We start from the raw sequence: 24,799 nt of genomic DNA on the forward strand, positions 1-24,799 counted from the left end.
AGTGGGCTCTGCGGGTGCGGCGGAGGGAAATCCGCAGGCCAGGATGGATAAGAAAACAACCAAGAGGGAGAGATAGGGTTTGTTTTTCATTCGTACTCCTTTGTAATGAAATTTCAGCGGATTTCACACACGGGATCTCATAGGTCTGTGCAAACTAATCTCTTGCGCGAGCCTTTGTTTAGGTTGCAACAATATGCGATAAGAAGCTATGGATTCTGGCAGGCAAAAAGAGGTACAGCGGCAGGGATGGATACCCAATTACAACCATTGGATGTACATGCCGCCTCGTCAGTAAAGGATGAGCAATCGGGAGGGGTGACATTGCCACAGGCTTGTACTGTAACATTAGCCATGAGCGGTGTGCGCAGGGATGTATCTCCATCATTTTGTTGAATGACAACCTGATACTCAAGTGTGGCCTGGTCAAAGGGAATAGCGCCGCCTAGTAACGAAGTTGGGTTGAGGGTACGCTGGTAGAGATTACCACCCATTGGGTTCATTCCCACACTATCGAACTCACCGGATGAGCCAAAGCGATAGAACAACACCACAACTTTTATTCCCTTGGGCGCAATGACTCGGGCGGTGAAAGTCACATCCAGCGGACCGCAACTAGCCTGGCCGATATAAACCAGATTCGTAGAGACACTCTCAATGGAGGCTTGCCCACCCGATGCCGCTGTCGGCGTGAGGGTAGGTGTTGGGGAAACAGTAGCAGTTGCATCGGTTGAGGGAGTCGAAGCGGTTGGTGTCACATCGCCGGCAATGATGAAGTTTGTTTCAGCAAATCCGCTCCAGTTCCCATCATTATCCTGCGCACGCAACAAGAGTTGGTAATTCCCTGGTTCGCTCACTCCGCAATCCTGAGTCAGTGTAACCAACGAACTTTGTGTATCCGGGCTGGGGATGGAAGTTGCGACCCCATTAATGGAAAGTTCGAACATGGCAATACCACTGGGCGAAGAACCATGCGCCACGATCTCACATGGGTTGGGTGGATAGAATATCGTTCCAGGTAAGGGGGCATCGAACCAGGCGTTAAGTCCTGTGCCCGATAAATCGCCAGTATCTCCGGCCAATGGAGCGCAGGCCGAGACCCCAATCCCTAAGATCAACAGCCAAGTGAAAAGTTTCGTTTTCATCGTTCGGCCCTCGCTGCCCTAAGGCGTAAAGTAGTAAATTTCGAGGTGGAAGTTGGCAACCCCCGTTTCACAAATGCCAGATCCATCAGTTAATGGACTGGGCGCACTGGCAGGCGCGAGGATGAAGCCATGATGTTGTTCTGGATGGGCGATCCAGCTTTTCACGATGGAGGTAACATCCACTTCTGGAGAATCATCCCACTCTGATATGGATACAAAGGGGCTGAAGTATGTTGCGGACATGAGCACATTATTTCCAACGAAATGGTTTCCCTGATCCAACCCCGTCCAATCCTGTTTTGCCTTGCCGATACCGCTAACGCAAGCAAGTTTGTAATTGGTTGCGAGGCCGGAGGCGTGATATTCTTTGAAAGCTGAAGAATATTTCAGCAAAGCCTGCTGGATTACAGCAGAAGGAGGAAGCACTGGCGACGTAAATTTCACCGCGCCGGCATAATCTCCCTGACGGAAGCAATCGTTGTCATCGTCATCCACGATGTAGCCACCCACCAAGACCTCCCCAGGCTGGTTGCCAAAGCCGGTATTCTTGTTCACAAGCAAATAAGAATCTGCGCCACCGTAGGTATCACAGTCTCCATCTTGAATCCACTGTCCGCCCGTCGTGAGCCAATCGCTGGGATTCAACGATATCATTTGCGGCGTAGGTGACTCGCCGGGGCAATAGGTCGTCATTTCAGAGGCCGCAATGGTGGGGTCATTCACATACGCCCGCACTCCATAACAATGCGGTCCCCATGGCAAGGGAATGGCTGTCACCTTTTGGCTGGGGTTGCTCACCTGCTTTAAATATTTCTCCACCTTGGTAAATGGATCGATATCATAAAGGCGATATCCATCAATCTCGTTGATCCACACGCAGTCTCCGCCCCAGCACGGTTTCGGTTCCCACTCCCATTCCAGGATCAAGTATTCTTTCACAGGAGCGTTCATCAAGGTGTCGCAGATAAAAGGCGCCAGCAAAGGATGTCCATGCGATGTACAGTCGGCGACGTTCATCGGCTCCCGCAGCGCAAATGGGGGCGGGATCGTCTTGATTCCACCTCCAGTAAATTTCTCTTCCGGGATTGGGACCTTCGGGATGCCCACGAGCACAAAACCAGAAGCATCGATCATCACCTCGGTGGGCGGCTGCTGCGTATCGAATTGAGTTTCTCCCTGCCCAAGATACTTGAGCACGCCTCCCAACCAGCCCCAGCACTGCGCTTGAATTACGATCTCTTCCTGGCTGAACGGAAAGTCAGACTGTAGATAATTCGCCTCTCCCCCACCAAGAAACTCAAACGGATCCTTCGGCATCTTTTCCCAAACACCGTTCCCGCTGGAGGTATAGCAATAGGATTTATCAACTGTCTCTGTCGGCTTGAACTTCCAGGATATCAGGATCACGGGACCAGATGGAAGACCCGCGCCTCCCTCTCCGGACCCGTTACCTGCTCCACCACTTGGAGCATTCACCTCGTTGACAGGCACCTGCACCGGCTGCCCGCCCGGCAGTGGAAGCGTTGGGTCCACATGCGGATTCGCGCCCGTCATTTGATCTGGAGGCACGCCGAATCCCGCACCAATTTGTGCTAACGTTTGTCCATCCCCGGCTGGGACTTGCATGATGCCATCCCCGGGCAACACGTTGACGAGCACCGCCTGAGATTCTCTCACCTCTCCATTCGAAGCGGTGGAACGAGCGAGCAATGTATGGACTCCCACTGGAAAAGCTTGCCAAGTCCATGAGGCGTTTTGTGGTGAGTCTGTAATCATACCCAGCGATTGGCCGTCTACAAAAAGTTCAGTGCTTTGAATGGGTTCAGGCGCAACGGCTTGCACATCTACCGTTACGAAGTCACCTGCATCCATCTCATCGCCAGCAGGCGGAGAGACAATGAACACAAGCACAGGTGATGTCGGAGTTGTATCAATTGGCACAGCCTGTGAGCGCAAATACCACCACCCCCCACCGATCACCAGCAACGTTACAACGAGCAATCCTGCAATCGCACACCCCCAACGAGACTTTGGTTTATTCATAGCAAACTCCTTACCTTTCATGAGTTTGACGATAAAACACTTTAGCATTTTTTGGGCAGAAAAGAATTCCCCATAAAGTCCTATTAAAAAGAGTGGATTTACCGTATTTGCCGATCACAATCAATCGAATTTAGTCGCACTAATTTTCAAGACAGCTATTTAGTTTTGCATCATACGAGCAACAACCACAATCCCCCAAGAATCAAAAGAATGCCAATAACCAGAGTGATCAATCCCCGCAGATGAAATCCAAAATCCACCAAGGGCTGCTGTTTATCTTTTTTCCATGCGCTTCCCTTAATCAAACGAAGGATACCAAACAGAGTCATGAATGTCCCAAATACGAGTAATAGGATTCCCCAGCCTTGCGCGGATCCCACCAAGCCTGCCAGATAAGCGCTAGGCGCGCCGGGTTGAATCCATTCACAAACGCTATACAGAGTTAAGCCCGCGCCAAAAAGGAAGATGATGATTGCCAGGAGGCGGGCCGAGGCTCCGGAATAATATTCGCGGCGGCTGTACAACCGATCGAACATCTGGATTCTTCCCTGGACAAAAGTATCCACGCCGAGGCCAAGGGTCAACAAGCCAAAGAGGCCGATTGCAATGGGAATCAAGCGAGGCACTTCGAATTGTTCCGCAAGATAGACCAGCCCGCCCGCGATCAACATGACGAGGATACTTAGCTTGTCAATAAGGCGCATGATCTTCTCCGCGAAAAATCGACGACGAGAGCTGACCAATCAAATCATGGCTTGCTTTGGCATACGAAGGTTGGCCCCGGAAGCTCCCACCAGTTACAGTTGTTGGCGACACAGGTGCGTTGGTCTGTATAAGCGGAACAGGCATCCGTGCCACCGGGGTCGCCCGCGGAACCGCAAGCCCGTGCCTCGATGTCAGCCAGAAGCGGCGTGCGCAGTGAAGTGTCCCCATCGCTCTGCTGAACGACCACCTGATACTCGAGGATGGCTTGATCAAATGGGATCGAATTCCCGAACAGAGACACCATGCTGATCGTTCCCTGGTAGAGGTCGTTCCCAATCGGACTCATCGCAATGTTTTGGAAGTCCATGCCAGGAAAACGGAAGAACAAAAGCACGGCTGTGATCCCTTTCGAGGCGATGGCATGGGCGGTGATGGTGGTTTCCATCGGACCGCATGAAGAGTTGCCGACATATACCACCCATGTGGAAACCGCCGTGATCGCAAACTCGTCCGGCGGACCAATCACGGGGGCAAGAGTTGGAGTAAGAGTCGGCGTGAGCGTGGCAGTGGCTGTTAGGGTGGAAACAGGCGTATCGGTCGCACGAGGCGAGGACGTTTCAGTTTCAACAGGAGCGACATTCGGTGCGTCAAGAATTACTGTCGTTTCGGTGTATTCGCTCCAGACTCCAGCCGTATCCTGTACGCGCAATTCGAGCAGATTTTTCCCCGGCTGCAAAGGCGAACATTCGTGTTGCAAGGTCGCAAGTGTCGCCTGGGAATCCGAATTGGGAATGCTGGCGGCAACACTGTTATTGATGGAGAGTTCAAACATAGCTATGCCATTGGGTGAAGCGCCATGCGCCAAAACCTGGCATGGGTTGGGGGGAAATAAAACCGTATCCGGCAATGGCATATCGAACCAGGCCTGAGGTTTTGCGTCAATCGATTGCGCTTGTGGCATAGTGCAGGCTGCAAAGAGAAAACAAACCGTGAGCGGTAATATTCTGCGAAACATGGCTGCCTCATTTCAAGGACAATTATAGGGATGGCAGGTCTGCTTCCAGGCCTCGCCAAGCGGACCTTCTTGTCGGCTGTCTCCATTTACGGCAACATTACTGAACCCCACACCTTGAGGAAATTCAAATTTACAAAGTCCACCCGCTTTTACAGTTGCGAGCGCGCCTGTATAAAGAATATACCAATCATCAAAGTCCTCGGGTTTCCAGCCTTGTTTGACAAACTGCTGATGTCCTGGCAGCCAGAAGGGGTAAGGGTTCAAAACGATCACAAAACTGGTTGATTCACCCGGTAGTAAGGATGGAAAGGTTCCAGTGCCATCCAGCAAATTCCCTTCAATGGCTGTGCCCTGCCATTGGAAGCCTGCAGCCGAAACATAACTCTGACCAATATGCGAGCCATTTGTAGCAAAGGCACCAATATTTATGTTGCAGGATTTTGGCTCCGGGAAGTCCGGGCCTGTTGTATTTTGGCGGCGCGTGACTTGAACCTCCACCATGGCCGGGGCTGGTTGGCCTCTCGGATCTTTTTTTGTAATTACGCCAGGCGGGGCGCAGAGCGGTTCGATACCATTTTCATGCGCCTCCTGTTCTCCCATACACGATGAATTGCTCATGCTTTTCTTCACCTGATCGAGACTATAGTCAATGCCCTTACTAATGACGGCCTTGCAGTCATCGGGGCAGGGTATGCCCTGGGCCTCCATTTCCTGAGCGGCAAGTTCCACAAGATTCTGCTTGCCAAGATCGGTCAATTGATCGAATTCGGGTAGAGAGGGCGGCAAACCAACATATGTTTTTGCGGCAGCGACCGCGAGTTTCGCCGCAAAGTGGCAGGCATCCTTCACTTCCTCCTGCCCGCTGTTAACAGCTTGCGTTGTCAATTTGGCCCCAATACAAAGCGGGTTGAGCTGATCAACCAGCTCGGTGGCCCAATCGGATAATTTATTGTAGAGTCCGCCGATGAAATTGAACGCATCTTCAATGGGATCCAGGATGCCGGGCTTATTGCCTCCCGTGAATTTTTTGGGGCATACCTTTTCTCCGGGTTTACGATCTGACCATTCAGAAAGAACTCCGCTGTCATAAAATGGATTCTCAACAATTTCAACGCAGTACTCGTAGTAGAGATCCGGCACATGAACGCCGGTGAATTTCAAGATCTTCACATCGTAATAAGTTTTGTCCGGTATGGGCACAACGGGGATGGAAATCTTGATCCCGCCGCTTGGATCATATTTCATGATGACGGTGTTGGATGGCTTGCCTGCGGGCTGCCCATTGTTTACAGGCAGGATGCGAACATAGTAACTTAAGACTCCGTCTTCTGAGGAAACATTCTGCGCGCAGGGATCGAAGGTGGTAAGTACGGGCGCTGCTCCGCCAAAATCAAACGCACCACCATTCCCTTTTGGTATCGTCACAACTTGTGGCCCGGACCCACTGAGGTCTCCGGGCGAGTAGGGAGCGGAAAAAATAGGCTGCAGGCTAAGAGAATTTTCAAATGGTGAAAGCTGCAGGGATTCGATCTTGGGTTTGAGGGAAGAAAAATCTATAGTGAACACAAATGGCGAGGCGGGTGTGCCGCTTCCCTTTGTTTTATCTGTCAACAACAGGCAGGCTGGATTCAGTGACGCTTCCGATTCGAAAGGAATGCTGGATACCTGCCAGATTCCATAAGCCGCAGTTGTGTCCGTTCCAAAGCGGAAGGTCCTTGTGTCATAGGCCATGCCCCCTTCCTTGAGCCACGCGTATTTACCATCGTTTGGATTGTATATGCCGCGTACATCGAGCGTGGTCATCAGAGAAAGGGAAAATCCGAACGGCTCGATCATAGCCGGTGCCTGGGTGCTCTTAAATGATTTATCAAAAGTCCCAAGCAGGGTTGCCCTTCCATTAAACATGCCCCACACTTCGCCGCGCATAGTAATATCTCCGACAAAATTCGGAGCAAGAATCGAAGCGATCTGACCAAAGTCAATCGCCTTAACTTTCTTCAGATATACAAAGTCTTGCGCAGGGAAACGACGCCAGTCTCCGTCATTGATCGAAAGATACAAATAGTATTCGTCCACGCCGGTAGGGATTGAGGCAAGATCATCCAGGGTTGTGGGCACGCCAGAACATTTGGCATCGGCGATGTTGAGGCTGACAAGGTTCCCTGCTCCTTCGCCCGAACCATCGAAGGCCGAGACGTAGTAATGATAGAGCCCGTAAAGACCGGGGTCCGTGTGGGAAATGGCATCCACTCCTTCATGTGCGGGCAAAGTTGCCAGCTTTGAGAATGACATGGAGCCCGGGTCAAGCCGATAAATTTGAAATCCCAGCTCGTTCGTGGCGTGATCGGAAATTGTCAGGGCCGCATCGCATCCCTGCCCAATGACATTCAATGTTGGGGCTGAGGGCGCATGGGGAGGTTTCAAGAAGCCTTGTTGTGCATTAACCGACCATTCCTTGATTTTCATCAAAACTTTGGCGCTGATCGAAGGAGAAGACGCAGCCTTCGGTGGGTTAATATGAACGAAGACTTCCTCACCAACTGAAAGAGATTCAATGCTGGCCAAATGTGGATTGTCTTGGATGATCTGATCGAGGGTGACATTGTATTCTTCCGCAATGCGTGAGGCAGTATCACCTTCTTCAGCCTGAACAACCAGTATGTAACCGGGGTCTTCGATCCCTTTGATATGGATGGCGTTCGAAAAAGCTGCCTGTTCTTGGTCGTTGTAGGCCCTAATCATTAAAGAGTGCGTGCCAAGTGTTTTCGGCGACCAGGTCCAATAATGGACTAACAGACCCAAACCGTCTTCAGGCGCAATGTACTCCTCGAACAGAGTTCCATCCACCCATAATTCCATACGATTAATAGAACTATCTGATATTGCTTCTGCCCGAACAGCAAGACCCGCACTGACAGGATACGCCTCTCCATCTTGAGGGTCTGTGAGTGAAACGATGATATGATTTGAAAATTCGGGAGAAGATATGGAGGGAACAGTGGTGGCAGGAATGCCGCAGGCAATCAAAAACAAAAGTAAAACAAAGAGATGAAATGACTTTCGGCTAGATACTCCCGAAGATATATTATCCATACTGAGGCTCCTCACCGAATCAAGTCTGGTGTTGAATCACTTTAGCATGTTTGAAAGTCAAACACAAATCCCCTCAATCTCCTAATTGGATTGAAATAGTCTGAATTACTTAACCAACCTGTTGTAAGCTTTATTCTGGCATGAAAACAACCACATCCCTGTGCCATCGTATTAGTGACTAGGCCATTTCTTACAATGATTCATGGCAGCAATTGTTGCCGTGAATCATTGTTTTCGTTCAACTCGCGAATTGATAGTACTACGACCAAATACACGTTATGCCGGCAAATGTAACAGCTGAAGAGTGGCTCTATCGATTCGCTTCATCGTTGTCATCGGGACTGGTGCACTGGCGGTCTCCTACCGCTGCGGCAGCGTTGAAGTCAATCTTTCCATCGCCATCATTGTCGATGCCATCACTGCATTGAGGAGTGGTCTGCGCTGGCTCCGGCGTGTTGGTAGGTGGAGGAGGCAATGGGTCGAGTAGGACAGGCACATCACAATTGCCACTGACTTCGCCAAAACTGGCATCCTTGGAAACGTAACCAACACTTCCTGGTTGAACTTCAACGGCCCAGAACTGTTGGTTTTGGCTCTGCCCAACGACAGGCAGCATCGTGCCGGCTACTACGGCTGTGATCTCAGGATAAAGGCTGGCCCCGGGCCCCTCGCGCACGAAGGCATTGACTGCCGCTGTCCAAATGCAGGCCTGCACTGCGGGAAGGGGCACTTCGGCTTCGGCATTGCCCACCTCAACTTGAGCGAAAGCCGATGGCCCGTAATCGCCATTACCATTGGCTGCCCGTACCTCAAGTAAATAGGTGCCGGGTGCTGGCGGCAGCCAGGGTTGGCTGATATGGGTGATAGTCTCCCCGACCTGATCTCCTCCGACCGGAGCGGTGCTAACGATCTGTCCGTTAACCTTTAACTCAAATGTTGTTATGCCGCCTGGGTCGCTGGCGTGCGAGACCACGTTATAGGATGCCAGCGGAATCGTGCTGCCATCCAAGGGCGCGTCGATCCACGCCCCCGGCCCGCTGGGAACATCAGAAATAACAGCGTTAGGTACTGGCCCACAGGCAGCGCTAAGGCCAAACAAAAATAAAGCGGATATTCTCAAGATGGTTTTCATAGTTGTCATCTTTCGATATGTGTTAGGGCGAGGGAGCCACATGGAAAAACACGGTACAGGAGGCATTGCCGTTATCACCCTGCGACATCGAGCTGTTGGTGCTAAAGCCCTGCCATCCAAATATGGATTGCGGCCCGATCCATGTTTCCGTATGGCATACATCATCGTCGCCGCTATTCTCGTCATAGTCCATGGCGTGCACTGCTACGCGGATTTGACTTCCGTCGCCTACTGTGATCTGTATCTTATTATTATTGTTCGAGTAAGAGCCTACACAGTGCGAGTAGGTGTTGCTGGTACACAAGCTCAACTCCGAGATGGGAATATCACCTTCCGTCACGATCTGAGGGCATTCCAGGCTGATTCCCTGGCTATCCAGGAAACCCCAATCCAGGGATCCCTCCAAGCCGTACCAAGTGAACGAATCGTCGGGGCAGTCACCGCCGCTCCAACCCCAGTAGCCCAAGTTGAGCACCGAGCCGCTGCCAGGATTCTTGCCCTCTGCTACAAATGAAGCATAGACCTCGAGATCGTCGCCACCGGTCGCGCCATCTCCCAGATCTCCGATCTGCAACGTATCGAAGGTCACATCCAATTTGACTTCGCTGGGCGGTGGGCAGTTGACAAGTGACGTAACCGTATTACTATCCGGGCCTTCGATAAGCTGGTTGGGATAATCTGGATCATTCGGGCCTCCCTGGTAGAACATGCGCACCGTGAAATAATAGGTGTTCTCGCCGCAGGTGCCATTGGGCGGCGGCACGAACGCAGTCAGATCGTGGGGTGTTGTAGCCAGCGGAATCGAATTGCTATATTGGGCATATACGTGGAAACCCACCTGCCCACCATAGGTATTAGCTCTATCCAAATAGGATTGAAAGCTGTTGCAGGCAGCACCCTGGCCATTCACGCATAAACCGTCGCTGACATACCATACCAGGTAAGGTTGCGATTGACCCTGGTCCTGGTTGTACTCAGGAAACCATGCGCAATATAGGGCTTCGATAAAGTTCGCATCCTCGGGCAAATGTTCTGTACATGCGTCCGGGCCGAAGAAAAGGATTGCAAAGACCTTGGGCATCTTTGGATCGGTGGGAGCTTTGGGAGGCGGATCCCCTTCCTTAGTCTGAATAATCCCACCGAGACTCAAGCCAGCTGTCAACCCACTGCCCACCAACTGTAAATTACCCAGGCTGGGATTGATCCCATCCTGATGGAGCTTGCCAAGCAATTGCAATGCGCCGCCCCCCCAACCCCAACATTCCAGGTCAAGTGTGAGAGGTTTGTCATCGAGCTCATTTAGAAGAATGCTATCAGCCTGACCTTGAATGTCGAAACCGTCTGCACCGGGCATGAAGAATCCAACCGACGGTGAACGCGACCAATCCACGCCATTCAGGGATTTATAGCAATAAACCATATCGGCATTGATGTCAGTTTTAAGGCTTGTGAGTTGGATGGATAACAGCGGTGGACCGGAGGCATTCTGGGTGCACTCGGCCGGGTTACCCTCCACAAATACGATATTGCTATCTGCCACTTCGACACCCTTAAATGCACGCACCATATAACTATTTGCGTGCGTATAACTCTGATCGGTATAGGTCAACCAGTCGAGTTGTGATTGACCATCCAGCGTGGCAATCTTGGTCAGCATCGGAGCGGTTTCTGTCATTCTAAAGACAATGAAGCCGTCCTCGCCATCAGAAAGATCGTGGATGTTCAACGTTGCGCCGCAGCCTTCGGGCTCAGCAGTCAATTCGGGTACATCGGGCGAGCCGCCCAAAATATTTGATAACCAGTCACCTACGCTAAGACTCCACACCTGCGCTGGCCCAATCGAATCCGATTCATCCGGCGGGGCAGGCTGCGCTGGAAGTGGAATCGAATCTCCACTCCCACCTCCACCGTTGCCGATTGGAATGCTTTGCCCAGCGTCATCGGCCCCGCCATCTTCCCCAGTTTTGGTTGTAGGCCCGACAATCACTACTACTGGAGTAGAGTCGCCGGTTATCTGATCCGCGTCAATTGCCCGCGCAATGAGTGAGTAAGTTCCAGGGCTGTCAGGAGTCCATGAAAAATCCGCCGCAAAAGGTGTGACTCCGCCCGGCCCAGGCGCACCCTGTACACCAACAATCTGCCCGTTGGACCATAGCTCAAGAGAGAGTAGCGGATTCGCGCTACCGGCGCTCACGTGTACCAGGAGCGGTGTACCCACGGCGAATTGTGCCCCCGTATGTGGATCAGTGATAGCCAGGGTGATCGGTGATGCCTTGTCGGGCAACTGCTCGACTGAGGTACGATATCGCATAAATTGCAGTGTTGCTAATCCAAGAATTAACACCAGCACTACCATGCTAACCCCAATGCATCCGATCACAGGTAATCCTCTTCGGTTGCTCATCAATACTCCTATTCGCTCTACAAGATCATGAGAACCCCCGACGAGAATATTGTTTTTTAAAGGCAAACTCCATGACTTCCGAGTTTGACGATAAATGTACTATAGCAATCTTTTAATAAGATTACTACCCCCCATAATGTCCTATATAAAATAAGAGACCAGCCTTCCCTGCTACCAGATCGATCAAACTCGTTTTGTGTGAACGCGGCTACTCCCTTTCGGATAACACATCAGCAACGATCAAGAATATGGAATTCTGGGTTTTTCATTAAAATATCCTATAAGGAAAAATCCTGGAGTTATTATTTATGCTACACTGTGATTTACAGCAAATTATTTTCATTATCAAGGACAGAATCCTATGGCTAACTCATCCTTGCTCGATGTCAACGATTCCCTGCTCATCGCCATTGATATTCAACCTTCTTTTGTAAGAAAGGAATCGAAGAATGAGAACAACCAACTCTTGCAAAGGATGTGTTGGGTGATCAAGGTCGCAAATTGGCTAAACATCCCGTTGATCGTCACGGCTGAGGATATACCCAACACAGGCAATATTTGTGATGAAGTGGCGCAAGTCCTGCCGTCCGATACAAAAATTTTCAACAAGATGAGTTTCGGTCTTGCTGCGCAGAAAGATATCCTCGAAGCCGTTCAACAGACTCAGCGCAAGACCGCTGTCATCATCGGCTATGAGACCGATGTATGCGTCGCACAATCGGCACTGGGGTTGATGGATTTGGATTACAAGGTGGCTGTCGTGTCAGATGCCACAGGCTCCCCTGACAACGCGCACCAAATTGGCATTGACCGTATTCGCAGCGCGGGCGGAATCATTGTCAGCGCGAAGAGCCTTTACTACGAATGGATCCGCACCGTGGCAAAATCTGTTGAATATGAAAAGTCAGGCATCGAAACGCCTGAGGGAATGATTTTATAACCCACCTTATCGCTTACGCAGAAATAACTCCGAAGGCGGTGTGTTGACGGTTCGTCTTTCGTTCACCGTGTCGAAACAAGTGAAATGATTATAGATATAAAGCAAAAAGGGATGTAAACCCCGAAGGGGTGGTATGACTTTGCTAAAAAAACAATAACATCCCTTCGGGATTGAAACTGCATAAGGTAAGTTGCAAGAGTAAACTTCCGAAGGCTCGATACCTATCGAATTCTTCGGATCAATCCCCAAAACATTAATTTGATGATTCGAATTCGGTGGATGAACTGTCCATACCAGAAACAAGATCGTTGGTTAATCCCATAGTAAAGACGCAGCCACCAAACAGAAGGCGGTGTAAAGGTCTGCCATAAGAAGCGCAGCAACCCAACCTGCCGCCAACTGTGAAATATATATTGCGGCCAACCTTTGGGATATTGGTTAAGGCCCGATGGACTTATGCTCTGCCGGACAGGCACGAGCATCACAAGGCGTTCAGGCATTGGGGTCAGGCTATAAAATACTTCAAGGCGTTCCAGAAGCGCGCGATCATACTGTTGTAAATCATCCCAATCAATCGTTTCGGCATGTTGTTCAACCAGGCTGACAATATCTGCGACCCACTTCAATTGCAGGGGTCTTTCAGCAGGTGCCTCAGATAGATGACGTATTAGATGCCTGAACAAGTACTTGAGAGTATCCATTGTCGCGGGGGTATAAACAACTTGCCCCCCTATCGCAACAGGCCGGGGCGATGCACCAAGGCTCATGAATTCAACATCGGGAATATTATCCTTCAGTGTACGCTGCCGAGCATCATAATGATGCAACTCAACATGGGTGCGAATGCCATTTTTCAGCGGCGAATCAGCTGTCAGTTCTTTTGGGAGCGGGCCCGAGGGAGAGTGAGGCGCAGAGTCCACGCGAAAGCCTGCGCCCTTTAGTAAATCCAGAGCGGGCAAAATATCCTGTTGTTTCAACAGCAGGTCAATATCGCTAGTGGGACGCAGGGCCGGGTCCGGGTAATATTCATATGCAAGCGCCAACCCCTTGAGCACCAGAGCGCGGATGCCTGCGCTTTCAAAGAGCAAGGTGACCTCCAGTAATGCCTCAGTGTGTGCTTGATTGAAAGCGCGATGACGCAAATAAAGCCCCTTGAGAGTTCGCTCCGTTTCTGGCGGAATGGAAATGCCTGCCTTGCGGATGTGATGCCACAACAGCGGAGCCATGCCATGCAGTTCGGCCTGGGCAGGCAGTTCATCCCAATCGGTGAACGCTGCAATCTGTCGGGACAATTGATCCAGCATCAAGGGGTGCGACTCCGCTCGAGCACATAATGCGAGCAGGCGATAGGTTGAGTCTATTGCGTTGTGATCGTTTGCTGAATCCATTGCGATGCGGTCTCGATATCGGAATAGGTAAGGCTGAAGGCAGTGACCTGACGGGCAAGGTGTGTGGTGGTTGCCATGCCATGGTCTGGGAAGTTGCGGGCATTCACCAAAGTTTGCATCAAGCGAAAGAGGGTGTTGGCCGAGGTAAGACGTTCCACTTGGAAAGGAACTCCCTCTTTATAAGTTGGGAAGATAAGCACGTGCGGCCTGACTTCCCTTCGAACTGCTGAGGCGTTAAAAAGAGTTGGCGCAACCCAGGCATTCCCGTCTTTGAATTCGAGCAAGCCGTCTGTTGTAGTACCAGTCCTAAAAATACTGTGTTGCTCTCCCGAACGGACATCGGGACGATGTGAGGGAGCGTTCTTCGCGACCAAAGAGTCTCGAACTTTCGAGAGGCGAGACCCTTCGCTGTCGCTCAGGGTGACACTATTGAGATGACCTTGAGATTTCGCCAGCAACTCCCTCCAGATGAAGGCTGACCCCTTCTTGAGAACCAATGAGCGGCAGAATCCGCTGATCTCATCCCCTTCAATTGGTAATGCAATTACTTCGTCGGTAAGATATTGAAATCCATTAGCAACCAGTTGCACAGTGAGCGTGGACTTGCCACTGCCGCTCTTGCCACACAACAGCAAGCCACGATCTTGATATGCCAGCGCCGCGGCATGGAAGATAAGATGCGTAGTGGATGCGCCATTTAGCTGGGTGAGGCCATCCTGCATGAGTTGGAAGAGGACTTGCTCTACTGTACCTTCGGAAATGAGATTGCGATCATCTCTTGAGAGGGAAAAGAGCGCTTCCTTCCCTGCCTGAGCTTGATACTCACAAATGACCTTTTCATCAATTCCAAAACAGTGTGCGAAGTGCGTATCCACCGCTTTGAGAATATTTGAGTGATCGATATCGAAGCGGATCGAATTTCCTCCAAATTGCACAAGCCGCGTGCTGGTTGAGGCATGGTTCATGATGATTTGAAATTTTATCTCATCCTTCTATAAAAACAAACTCACCCCGATATATTCGGGGCGTGAAATTTCATTGCGCCAGGGCGTTGAATTGGTTTTGAAATACACTACGGAGTGATGAGCCAATCCACGGTCTTGCTGCAAGTATCAGTTCCATCTACAGAAGAGGCAAATTCAAAAAGTGCGGTGACCGACCCGCTGGTTTTGCCCGAATTGGGGAGCACTTCACCCCAATTAGGAAAGGCGCTAGTAAGAGCAGCCCCTGTCATGCCATCGCTCTGATCGGCAAAGCTGCATACACTACGTGGGGGCTGTGGTTCAGCCGGCCCAACGGAAAGGTGTGTATCTATAAATGTAAGGGTCAAACATATTGGTATGCTGTAAGGTAGCGGAAGAGGTCCAACTGTAGCACTACCAACCCAATCACCAGAGGAGATGTCCAGGCTAAGGTCGCAGTCCAAAATTCTCAACCCCAGGGACGAGGCCTGCGCATGAGCAGGTAGCACGCCTGAAGTAAGCTCAGGTGTGCTCCATTTGGAGGGCAGGTTCGCAAGCACTGATGCGCCGACAGCCGCGCCAAGCAGTTTAATCGCATCTCGGCGGGATATTTTTTTAGGGCTTTGTGTGGGTTCGGTCATATATCTTCCTTTATATTTTGCTTAACTGATTTTACATGAGGAAAGCACATTTGAGTAGAAGTTAATTAAGGGTACTAGTTATTAAAAAACAAACTCACCTCAGATAAATATTTTTGAGGTGAGGTGAAACAGGTCTTGCAATACAAACGGAATCATTCTAAGCAAAAGTGATCGTAGAATCGCAGATATCGATTCCCTCAGCCGGGTTATTGAAAGTCCATCTAAAAACGATCTGGGCTCCCGAGGTATTACTATTGATCTGAAGAAGGAATGAAAATACCTCACCCAAATTATTGGTGAGATAGTTTCCGCTCGGATTGCTGGTCACATTCACCCCGGAATTGGACAATATTGCAAGATTTAAGCTGATGCCCAAGGCGGCAGGTGTAATGGTAGCATCAAGAAACATATTTATTGGTGCACCATCTGGTGTTAAGCCTGTGGAGCCCGAGCAACTGGCAAATGAAAATAGTGTTGTTGATGTTTGTGCATGCGCTGGCAAAACACCTTTAGCAATTTCAGGGGTGCTCCATTTGGAAGGCAGGTTTGCCAGCACCGAAGCACCAGCAACTGCGCCAAGTAGTTTAATCGCATCGCGGCGGGAAAGTTTCTTGGAAGATGGTTTGGTCATGGAGCACGTCCTTTTGAAGAATAAGGTTGATGTCTGTAATATTGTACGCGCTGAGGCAAATTATGGCAACGATTTAATAGATGCATTGGTGGTAAAAAGAATTCATTAAACTAGGAGATGTGGGTGATCAGTATCGCAGCGGATCGTGTTCCCTGCAAATTCGATTAGCCATGAGTTGGTTGGAGCATGAGTCATTATGGTTTAAAATTTTATCTCATTCTTGATTAAAAACAAACTCACCTGCGTAATTTGTATTCGCAGGTGAGTAAATCCGATAGAATGGATGACAGTCTGGTTCAAACGCTACAGGGGAAATCCACAAACATCAAGTATAAAAGTCTCATTATCAGTACCATCATTTGGGTTTTGGAAGGTCCAATTAAAAATGATACTGCCGTTAAATACTACGTCAATATCAATATAAACCTTCCCATCGGGATCAGTATAATATGTACCATCTGGGGAAGAAGTTGGGATATACCAAGTTGGACCGCTAGTCGGATTGGTCGCAAGAACCAGAGGAATGTCGGCAATTGGCTGTGAGATTTGAACCCAATGCGTCCCCACAAAACTACAGCTTAGTTGCGAAGCCGCTTTAATCTCCTGGACACCAGACCTATCTTGTGGAATCAACCTTACTTCCTCGCTGGGGATGAACCCGCCGTCAATAAATAGTAAACCGCCTGAGGTCTGCGCGTGAGCAGGCAATATGCCGCTGGCAAGCTCGGGTGTGCTCCATTTGGAGGGTAGGTTCGCCAGCACAGAGGCACCGACAGCCGCGCCAAGCAGTTTAATCGCATCGCGGCGGGATAATTTCTTTGTTTTTTGTTTTGGTTCGGTCATGGAGCACGTCCTTTTGGAAAACAAGGTTGATTACTGTGATATTCTACACGTTCAGGTAAATTATGACCATGATTTTCAAGGTCAATTGGAATAAAAAGAATTTGCTTCCTGCGCCGAGGACGGCGGCTGGAGCTTGCCTAAAGCCAACAAACCGTTGGCTGTCATTTTAGTTTCAGCCGCCATCGAGCGCGCCTTGTGCGCGCAGTTTTTGAATCGTCTCGGGCACTTCTTTGGCGATCTGGGTACGTGAATCAGGATAGGCTCCGCTAAGAACCTGCACGATCTGATCCACGGTATTGTTGCCGTCACACATTTGCCAGATCAGCGCGGCGGTCTCATTGGTGTGGATGATGACATTGCGCGTGGGGTGAAACAGCACTAACTCACCGTCCATCTGTTCGATGAGGAATCCAGTGCATTGTTTTGGGGTGGAGGTGGGGGCGGTTAATTTCATAGCATTGTTTCCTCGTGGGAGATTTTATCATGGGGTTTGTGAAAAGAAGACTTCGGAAGTTTCAGAAACTTCCGAAGTCTTTTATGAGTGCGAAACCCCTCCGTTTCACTACATGGTTTCTATTTCACCTTATAGTATTCGATCAACAAATGGGGGCGGTCCCTGTCTCGGACGTAATCTCCGCTGAAGAAGGTCAGGTAATCATTTTCAAAGTCATCGTTATCATCCAATTGGAAGGCGAGGCGAAGCTGGGTTACACCGGTCAAGTTAATATAAGGGAGGGCCGAGCTATCCAACATGGCCCAATACCAACCGTCAACCGGGTTGTTTTGGATCAAACCCACCGAGTTCAGGCTGGCTGGCGCCTGAAAATCAGAAGCCTGCAAGGTCTTAACGCTAAAGAGACCGGAACTAAATGGGCCATAGCGAATATCAATTGTGATGTTGCCATGAGTTTGGAAGGGGTTGGTTCCCATCACACCCTGCAACTTAATCATCAGGATGGCTTTGGTAACCACGGCATTATCAGGTAAATAGGAGGTGGCGAAATGCAAAATAGACCGATATTGACGATCCGTAGCATTATCACCCAGGATGAATGTTGCCGCCGTGGAATTCCTGGCATAGCCCTGATTGCTGTCCTCTTTTGATTCAAGTATCCAGCCGTCATTCCTGCCGCCTGATCTTAATTTCTCGGTGACAGTGACGTAGGTTATTTTATTAATGATATAGGTCTCACCAATATTGAAATTACCATTCCCTGCACCCGCTCCGCCCAATGGATAGCCATAGGAATCAGTAATACTGTCATTATCTACAATGTCAAGGCGGAGGGTGCCGTTGCCGGTACCGGTATTGACTGTCACCGTGCTAATGTTGCCTGAAGTCTGGGCATCGGTCACAACTGCGCCAGAGATGCCGCTGGCTGTTAGCAGAAAATCACCGATATCCACTCCGCTCACAGGTTCGGAAAATGTCACGCTGAAATGAACAACTGAGGCCGCGGTGGGATGCGCATCCATTCGCAGAATACTGATCACTGTTGGGGCAAACCGGTCAACAAGATAAAACTCGCCTGATATGAAATTTCCATTGCCAGCACCTGCGCCACTGAGTGGAATGTTGACGGAATCCAAAATGCTGTCGTCATCTAAAACATCCAGGCGCAAAGTGCCATCACCCGTGCCCGTATTGACCGTGACGTTATAGGTAGTGCCCGCGCCGCTCACATCCGTTACAGATGCGCCAGTGATGCCGTTGGCCGTAATCGAAAAGTCACTTGCATTCACACCGCTGACCGCTTCAGAAAACGTTACGTTGAAATGAACTGTATTATTTGCAGTTGGGCTTGTCTCAACACGCAAAACGCTGGCGACCATAGGCAGGGACTTATGAACAATATACCAATTGCCTGTATTGAAATTACCATTCCCTACGCCGACCCCGCCCAAGGGATTGCCTGAAACATCTTTAATCGTGTCATTGTCAACAACATCCAAACGCAGGGAGCCATCTCCTGTTCCACTATTAACAGTGACAACAAACTGGGAACCAGAGCCGCTGACACTTGCAATGGATGCTCCAGAAATACCACCGCTCATTGCGAGGCTGAAATCATCTGCTGTTACGCCGCTGACAATTTCTGAGAAAGTGACATTGAAGGAAACAGTAGCGCCCGTTGGGTAGGTGCACCCAGATCCGCATGAAGCATCAACCGATGTAACTGTTGGGTTGGGATCAGGTGTGTATGCAACCTCATACACGAAAACATCAAATACTCCGTTCGTATCGCCGCTGACGAAAGGATCACTTGAGGCAAAGGCGATGATCCTTCCGTCACCGGAAATAACAGGCACAAAGAGGGAATTACTCCCATGCGGCACCACACTGATTCCCCCGGTCAAACGATCGAGGACACGACCTTCAAAGATGGCCTGCCCATCGCCTCGGTCATCAAATTGATAGGCAATGTAACGACCATCAGCGGAAATCACAGCCTCATCAGAATTGCCGATCAACATGGAGTTGTCTGCATAAATTGAAGCGAGGGTTGTCGTACCAGTTTCGCGGTCATGCACATAGATATGTGTAAATGAAAAATTATCCTGGGCAATCAAATTGGTGGACGAAGACGCGAAGGTTACAAACCGTCCATTATCAGAAATGAATGGGTTGCCTGCGCCGCGGTCCGCTTGAACTCCGCTCGAATTGACAGAGACACGTGTGGTAGTGCCTGTCTGGCGGTCACGCACAAACACATCTGTTTTGTTGTTTGTATCACCGCCCACCAGATTCGTTGCGCCTGAGGAGAAAGCCACATAGCGGCCATCACCAGAAATAGATGGAATGGATGAAGCCGCATTGGCCTGTGCGCCGCTCGAGTCAATAGAAACACGCGTCGTTACAGCAGTAAGGCGGTCATGCACAAAAATATCCTCCAACCCATTGGCATCTCCGTTCACCAGATTTGTGGCCTCGGAAATAAAAGCGACATAACGTCCATCGGCAGAGATGACCGGATAACTGGATGGGCCATTCGCTTCGGCACCATTAGAGGCGACGGAAATGCGCATCACACTACCCGTTTGTTGGTCTGCCACAAAGAGATCTACTACGCTGTTGGCATCACCGCTCACTAAATTTGTTGCATTCGATTCAAAAGCGATAAAGCGTCCATCTCCTGAAATGGAGACAATACCAGAATCTCCATTTGCCTGAACTCCGCCCGCCGCCACCGAAACGCGGATGGTCCCACCCGTTTGTCTGTCATGGACGAAAGCATCAGAAAAGCCGCCCGTATCACCGCTCACCAAATTGCTGGCAACCGATTCAAAGGCCACATAACGCCCGTCATTGGAAATATCGGGACGATGTGAGTACCCATTTCCCTGTGCCCCACTTGAATCAACCGAGACGCGAGTGGTTACGCCCGCAATAGCCAAAACTGGAATCGCCAGACCTGAAAGTAAAACCATGACAATCAACAAGGCTGTTATTCGCAGAAAGGTCCGAATATATTTAGGATTCATTTATGTACTCCTTTCATGGGCAGGGTTATGTCCCAAACTATCCCTCCTTACATATAGTACAGTTGCAATGGGAAAAATGAATGTTTCAAAAACATTCCAAATATCCGCCCTATTTCCATCCAAAAAATCAAAATCCCCGCAGCTCAATCCATCGATAGTTTTACAACCTTTCAACACATCTTACTTGGTCTGAGGGGCATGTCTGTGCTTGATCGATCCATGTGATTTCTCAGGTGTCCGTTTCTTATGGCCTTTGTGATTATTATTCTGCGCAGGCTTTCTCTTGAATATACTTAGAGTGGTTTTCATAAAGTTCTTAAGCGCCTCCAATGCCTGCGTCATGATCGTGGAGCCAAACAGTGTGATTATGAATACGAATAGGATTAAAACCGACACCAGCATCAACGTGGTAAACATGAAGTTTATCGTGTTCGATTCTTGCGGGAAGCGAGTTGAGAACGTGAGCATTCCATTGATGATCCAATACCCAGCCAGGAAGAAGATCGCAGAACAGATCATGGCAAGTGTTATCTGAAGTGTTTTCAACCCATATTTCTTGCCCAAATGTTTTTCCATAAAACTCAGCAGCCCGTTTGGGCGTTCCACCATGCCCCACACTCCTATATCCCAGAAACTGGGGACAGGCAACACCTTAATGATTGGTTTGATATTTCCTTCGGTTGGATGTTTCTTAATCCCTGCAGGGAATGAATGCAGGCAATTGATCTTATTCGGAATCTTATTCCTATCATAATATTCCACGGGCTTGTTTTCTGAATCAAGAACAGGCTTGTTGGTTTCCGGGCAGATCACCTGATATTTAACCTGGAACATATTACGCAGGCCGTCTTTGTTGCGGTTGACAGATAGGATGGCTTCCACAGCCTCCAGCATTTCGGCTTGTGGTATCCAATGGTCATCGGCAAGTTTTCTGCAATCGATACTGTCTCTGGTTGATCTTGAAATTTTCCCGTCAATCGCGGAGATGGCTGGCTTCAAGTGCTCGTGTGTGGAAGCAAGTTCCCTCAACATCGGGTTTTGAAATCTTATCTCGCTGTAGCGCCGTATCTTGTCGAGGATCACAGCTTTCTCCTGCTCATCGGCGAAATGGTTGTGAACAAATATCTCATCGTTCTTGGCATCAAAAGAGGTGAAGGCGCCTGCGTACTCATTGTTCAGCCAGATACTATTTAATTCCATACCGATAAAAGGTGTTAAGAATAGGTTTATTCTTTGCGCCAGCTTTGGGTCGCCTGCGCCTTTCAGGTATCCGCCTCTTTCATAGGCAACTTTCCAGCTTCTTAGTTTTATATCCTTCGAATCAAGCAGGCGTTTTATTACAGGCTCAAGATTGATCCGATGCAATTGATGAAGGCCCAGTAATTTTCTGATAATACCAATGTAGAGATCGTGCTCCTCCTGCAAAGACCGCTGCGGGTTGGCATTCATCTTCTGGATGCATAGCTCACATTCTCCCGAGTCAAAATCGATCCGAAAGAAATTGACGGAGCGTTCTTTTTTGGTCACAAGAACTGGCGCTGCCTTGGCATTGCCATTAGTCTTTGCAGCACTTGACCAGGTTCTTGTTTCCACCCACTTGAACGTCCAGATTGGAATGGACTCGTTTTGCTGCATGACTGAAGCTAGTTCGGGGTGATGCGAATCCCAAATCCATTGTGATCTGTTAAAGCATTCTGCCAAGCCTTGATTTGCAAGCAGTCGTCTTATGTGATTTTGGCTGCGCAAATCATGCAATAAAGCGTCATCTTGCGTACCAACTTTATACAAAAAGATGTGTTGATGGCCATAGGCTCGGCATGAATCGGCAAAATCCAGCAAGTCCTCTTCGGGAAAAGATTCTCCAATATTGTTATTAATTTGCGTCAGAAGTAATGGAATGCCCCCGCTCACCAGTAAGCCTGCCTTTCTCTTCTGATTAACCCGTTGAATGAATGTAACAATAGCATCCTTTCCGCAGGTTACGAGAAACGCCAGGCTTTCATCGACCACGCGGCGTTTTATCCCATTATTGACCATGTTTGCAGGCATGATTCACCTCTCATTCAAAATGAATGGTTGACCACTCCCTCACTTGTCCCTCAACTATATAATACAGTGCCAAAATTGTGATTACAAGCACATCGAGGCAATCTGATAATTCCACTCGTGATTATCCAAACAACAGGGTAAATAAATGAAGTAGTCCCCGACTCTGTATAGAATCGGGGACTACTTCATTACTCATGCAGTGTTTTCCTGAATAGTTCAGGAAGTGCAAAACCCATCTTGTGGGTTATGTTTCAGTGGAGCTATTTGCGATACGTGACATTCACTCGATGATGCGCCGCCTTGAAGTATTCTGCTGCGAATTTGGCTGTATCTTCGGGGTCATAGGGCGCGCAGCTAAACACATCGAGGTAGATGGCGCGGCTGGCATCTGCAAAGTGAGCAGAAATCAGCGAGGTCTCGATAAGCTGCGTCATGCTGAATCCCTGAACCCGTGGTTCGTCGCCGAAAAAGACCACTTGCGTCTCACCGTAACGGCGCATCTTGATACGGTCACATAGAATTTTTACAAACTCCTTGATTGCGTCCGCATTTTGCATCAGCGCCAGATCACATTCGTACAAATCTATGGCAGAAGATACGCCCCAGTATTCTGCTGTTTCTTCCGTACTATTTAATTTTGAATTTTTCTCTTGTAAGGTTTTCATCCGTACAACTCTTTTCTAAAGAACTCTGGCAAGGCAAAGGCTGCCTTGTGGACATCAGGATTGATGTAATTATTCACGCCGGGAGGAAAAGGCGTTACTAATCCCTTTTCCCAGGGCGTGTTTGAAACGTACATGAAGCCAATTCCGCCACCGGGATAGGTTGGAATATTGGCATAGTAATATGCTGGATTCGTCGTCAGCACTTTGGCTGATCGATAAATGGTCTTGATCAACTCGGTATCAAAGAAAGGCTGTTCACATTGTGTTGCAGCCGCTCCGTTTGGAGTCAATGCGCGTACCATGAGTTTATAGAACTCGTCCGAGAACAGTCGCTCCGCCATGCCGATGGGATCGGTGGTATCAGAAATGATGACATCGAACTCGCCCGGGTTTTCTTCGAGAAACCCAAAAGCGTCGCGCACAAGTAATGTGGCACGAGGATCAGCCCACGGGTCGCCGAAAGAAGCGAAGTGCTCGCGTGAGAGATCCACCACACGCTGATCCAATTCACAGACAATGGCTTCTTCAACGGAGGGATATCGCAATACCTGCTGTAATGAACCGCCATCACCGCCGCCAACGATCAGCACGCGCCTGGGTTTTCCAACTGCGAGCATGGGCACATGCACGATCATTTCGTGATAGCCAATGTTATCGCGCTCGGTGAGTTGGATGATGCCATCCAGGATCATGGCCTTGCCAAAAAATTCAGTTTCAACAATTTGCAAATGTTGAAACTGAGTCTGTTCATCGGCAAGTATCTTTTTTACGCGGATCCCCTTGCGATAATAGGGATGTAATTCTTCAGTAAACCAAATACTCATAGAATTTTACTCATTTGGACTCCAACGACTCCTGTCGTCGGAATTCCAAAGTCGGGAGACTTTGGACTCCAAGTTAGATCGCGACGGGTATTTGGGTTTCAATGGATGCTTCACGATCCAGCTTGCGGAGCGAAAAATCATCTGCACCAAAGGCCTCTTTGAGGCGCATCAGCAGAGGCATCATATCCTTGCCGATGGCGCAGGTGAAAAGGTCTATCGCGCAGTATCCATATTCAGGCCATGCATGCAAACTTGCATGCGACTCTGAGAGAAGCAAAAAACAGGTAAAGCCATGCGGGCTGAACTTGTAAAAGCCCTCATCCACAACCGTCAAGCCGCTATCACGTACGGCTTGCGCAAACAGCGAGTAGGATTTCTCGCTATCCATGAGGATCTCATGGTTGCAGTCGGAGAGATCGAAGATAAAATGCTCTCCAAGTTTCAAAGTCGCGTTCACTCACACCTCCAGGTGTTAAAAAGATAAAGAACCCATCCGAAGACACGATCGTTGAGATTTCAACACGATCTGCAAGATGTGGGCCTGGCATAACGTGCGAAACTGCCTTCGAATAGACTCTGTTGCTAGGATTTATACTACGATATATCTGAATGTCAATCTTTTGAAGGTTACCAAAGTAGGGGCAAGTCGTTCCGCGAAGAGGACGTGCCTTAAAGGTTTTTGATGGATTGTGTTCCCAGCTGGATAAAGAATGCAGCTTTTTCTGAAAATGTTGACTGGCTGCATGACAGCCCCTGCGCCTTTGCGAATCATACAACCATCACTTTATCCTTACAATAGCAATTGTACCTTCAACCTGAAGGTAGAATTGCCCTCGGCC

The 24,799-nt window shown here is 49.3% G+C and carries 19 protein-coding genes; 1 reads left to right on the forward strand and 18 read right to left on the reverse strand.

The window, feature by feature from the left end:
- Positions 1 to 206: 206 nt before the first annotated feature.
- The 7 genes from AC14M5_RS06250 to AC14M5_RS06280 form a co-directional block, all read right to left on the reverse strand.
- On the reverse strand, positions 207 to 1,142 hold the full coding sequence (locus AC14M5_RS06250) for a hypothetical protein (RefSeq protein WP_484028781.1): 936 nt from the start codon (positions 1,140 to 1,142) through the stop codon (positions 207 to 209).
- Positions 1,143 to 1,160: 18 nt separating this feature from the next.
- The gene (locus tag AC14M5_RS06255; RefSeq protein ID WP_484028782.1) at positions 1,161 to 3,185 is read right to left on the reverse strand and encodes an Ig-like domain-containing protein; all 2,025 of its coding nucleotides are present in this window, start codon (positions 3,183 to 3,185) and stop codon (positions 1,161 to 1,163) included.
- A gap of 170 nt (positions 3,186 to 3,355) precedes the next feature.
- Positions 3,356 to 3,889 (reverse strand): hypothetical protein, encoded by a 534-nt coding sequence (locus AC14M5_RS06260; protein WP_484028783.1) that lies wholly within the window; start codon positions 3,887 to 3,889, stop codon positions 3,356 to 3,358.
- A 44-nt stretch (positions 3,890 to 3,933) separates the two neighbouring features.
- Positions 3,934 to 4,905 (reverse strand): hypothetical protein, encoded by a 972-nt coding sequence (locus AC14M5_RS06265; RefSeq protein WP_484028784.1) that lies wholly within the window; start codon positions 4,903 to 4,905, stop codon positions 3,934 to 3,936.
- A gap of 12 nt (positions 4,906 to 4,917) precedes the next feature.
- On the reverse strand, positions 4,918 to 7,998 hold the full coding sequence (locus AC14M5_RS06270) for a LysM peptidoglycan-binding domain-containing protein (RefSeq protein ID WP_484028785.1): 3,081 nt from the start codon (positions 7,996 to 7,998) through the stop codon (positions 4,918 to 4,920).
- Positions 7,999 to 8,308: 310 nt separating this feature from the next.
- On the reverse strand, positions 8,309 to 9,130 hold the full coding sequence (locus AC14M5_RS06275) for a hypothetical protein (RefSeq protein ID WP_484028786.1): 822 nt from the start codon (positions 9,128 to 9,130) through the stop codon (positions 8,309 to 8,311).
- A gap of 22 nt (positions 9,131 to 9,152) precedes the next feature.
- Complete coding sequence (locus tag AC14M5_RS06280; RefSeq protein ID WP_484028787.1) at positions 9,153 to 11,534, reverse strand: hypothetical protein; 2,382 nt, start codon at positions 11,532 to 11,534, stop codon at positions 9,153 to 9,155.
- A 361-nt stretch (positions 11,535 to 11,895) separates the two neighbouring features.
- On the opposite strand from AC14M5_RS06280, the gene AC14M5_RS06285 reads away from it, so the two are divergent.
- Positions 11,896 to 12,474 carry an isochorismatase family protein gene (locus AC14M5_RS06285; protein ID WP_484028788.1) on the forward strand — a complete coding sequence of 193 codons (579 nt, stop codon included), beginning with the start codon at positions 11,896 to 11,898 and terminating at the stop codon, positions 12,472 to 12,474.
- 221 nt (positions 12,475 to 12,695) lie between these two features.
- Here the strand turns inward: AC14M5_RS06285 and AC14M5_RS06290 are convergent, their stop codons facing one another.
- The 11 genes from AC14M5_RS06290 to speD (AC14M5_RS06340) form a co-directional block, all read right to left on the reverse strand.
- Positions 12,696 to 13,862, reverse strand: a complete 1,167-nt coding sequence (locus AC14M5_RS06290; protein ID WP_484028789.1) for a nucleotidyltransferase domain-containing protein — start codon at positions 13,860 to 13,862, stop codon at positions 12,696 to 12,698.
- Positions 13,832 to 14,827 (reverse strand): hypothetical protein, encoded by a 996-nt coding sequence (locus AC14M5_RS06295; RefSeq protein ID WP_484028790.1) that lies wholly within the window; start codon positions 14,825 to 14,827, stop codon positions 13,832 to 13,834. Before AC14M5_RS06295 ends, AC14M5_RS06290 begins: the two co-directional genes overlap by 31 nt.
- A 107-nt stretch (positions 14,828 to 14,934) precedes the next feature.
- Positions 14,935 to 15,465 (reverse strand): twin-arginine translocation signal domain-containing protein, encoded by a 531-nt coding sequence (locus AC14M5_RS06300; RefSeq protein ID WP_484028791.1) that lies wholly within the window; start codon positions 15,463 to 15,465, stop codon positions 14,935 to 14,937.
- A 157-nt stretch (positions 15,466 to 15,622) separates the two neighbouring features.
- Positions 15,623 to 16,096 (reverse strand): twin-arginine translocation signal domain-containing protein, encoded by a 474-nt coding sequence (locus AC14M5_RS06305; RefSeq protein ID WP_484028792.1) that lies wholly within the window; start codon positions 16,094 to 16,096, stop codon positions 15,623 to 15,625.
- A 303-nt stretch (positions 16,097 to 16,399) separates the two neighbouring features.
- The gene (locus tag AC14M5_RS06310; RefSeq protein ID WP_484028793.1) at positions 16,400 to 16,939 is read right to left on the reverse strand and encodes a twin-arginine translocation signal domain-containing protein; all 540 of its coding nucleotides are present in this window, start codon (positions 16,937 to 16,939) and stop codon (positions 16,400 to 16,402) included.
- Between the two features lie 172 nt (positions 16,940 to 17,111).
- Positions 17,112 to 17,393, reverse strand: coding sequence for a PqqD family protein (locus AC14M5_RS06315; RefSeq protein ID WP_484028794.1), 282 nt, complete (start codon positions 17,391 to 17,393; stop codon positions 17,112 to 17,114).
- A gap of 119 nt (positions 17,394 to 17,512) precedes the next feature.
- Positions 17,513 to 20,422 carry a hypothetical protein gene (locus AC14M5_RS06320; protein WP_484028795.1) on the reverse strand — a complete coding sequence of 970 codons (2,910 nt, stop codon included), beginning with the start codon at positions 20,420 to 20,422 and terminating at the stop codon, positions 17,513 to 17,515.
- Positions 20,423 to 20,602: 180 nt separating this feature from the next.
- The gene (locus tag AC14M5_RS06325; RefSeq protein WP_484028796.1) at positions 20,603 to 22,471 is read right to left on the reverse strand and encodes a hypothetical protein; all 1,869 of its coding nucleotides are present in this window, start codon (positions 22,469 to 22,471) and stop codon (positions 20,603 to 20,605) included.
- A 260-nt stretch (positions 22,472 to 22,731) separates the two neighbouring features.
- Positions 22,732 to 23,136, reverse strand: a complete 405-nt coding sequence (speD, locus tag AC14M5_RS06330) for an S-adenosylmethionine decarboxylase (protein ID WP_484028797.1) — start codon at positions 23,134 to 23,136, stop codon at positions 22,732 to 22,734.
- A complete protein-coding gene (gene speE / locus AC14M5_RS06335) occupies positions 23,133 to 23,960 on the reverse strand; it encodes a polyamine aminopropyltransferase (RefSeq protein ID WP_484028798.1) in 828 nt (275 codons plus the stop codon). Before speE ends, speD (AC14M5_RS06330) begins: the two co-directional genes overlap by 4 nt.
- A 73-nt stretch (positions 23,961 to 24,033) precedes the next feature.
- Positions 24,034 to 24,417 carry an adenosylmethionine decarboxylase gene (gene speD / locus AC14M5_RS06340; protein ID WP_484028799.1) on the reverse strand — a complete coding sequence of 128 codons (384 nt, stop codon included), beginning with the start codon at positions 24,415 to 24,417 and terminating at the stop codon, positions 24,034 to 24,036.
- Positions 24,418 to 24,799: the final 382 nt, after the last annotated feature.

It is taken from the genome of Candidatus Villigracilis sp. (assembly GCF_057083605.1).